The organism is Ruegeria sp. BB7, from assembly GCF_056539365.1.
The window spans coordinates 1-755 of the sequence record NZ_JBQFUV010000048.1 but is presented as its reverse complement, the minus strand read 5'-3'; the positions used below and the strand labels follow the sequence as shown (position 1 = coordinate 755).

Below are 755 nucleotides of genomic sequence, written 5' to 3'. Positions count from 1 at the left end.
GGCGAAAGTGCCGTGGCACAGGCGGCCGAGCTGCTGTCGAACGCCAAGAACCCGGTGATCCTGAACGGTGCCGGTGTGGTTCTGGCCGAAGGCGGCATCGACGCCTCGAAAGCACTGGCCGAGCGTCTGGACGCCCCGGTCTGCGTTGGCTACCAGCACAACGACGCCTTCCCCGGCTCGCACCCGCTGTTTGCCGGTCCGCTGGGCTATAACGGCTCGAAAGCCGGTATGGAGCTGATCTCGGAGGCGGACGTGGTTCTGTGCCTCGGCACCCGCCTTAACCCGTTCTCGACCCTGCCGGGCTATGGCATCAACTACTGGCCCGCGGATGCAAAAATCATTCAGGTGGACATCAACCCTGACCGCATCGGCCTGACCAAAACCGTCTCGGTCGGCATCGTCGGCGACGCGGCCAAGGTGGCAAACGGCATCCTGAACCAGCTGTCCGACACCGCAGGCGACGAAGGCCGTAAAGAGCGTAAAGAGCGTATCGCCCAGAAGAAATCGGCATGGGCGCAGGAACTGACCTCGATGACTCATGAGGATGACGATCCGGGCACCAGCTGGAACGAGCGTGCGCGTGCAGCCAAGCCTGACTGGATGAGCCCGCGCATGGCGTGGCGCGCCATTCAGGCCGCGCTGCCGAAAGAGGCGATCATCTCGTCCGACATCGGCAACAACTGCGCCATCGGCAACGCCTATCCGGCGTTTGAGGAAGGCCGCAAGTATCTGGCCCCCGGCCTGTTCGGCCCCTG

1 pseudogene is annotated in these 755 nt (G+C 64.1%); it reads left to right on the top strand.

Annotated features, from left to right (window positions below):
* A pseudogene (locus ACR0D7_RS19400) lies at positions 1-755 on the top strand (sulfoacetaldehyde acetyltransferase); the annotation flags it as partial.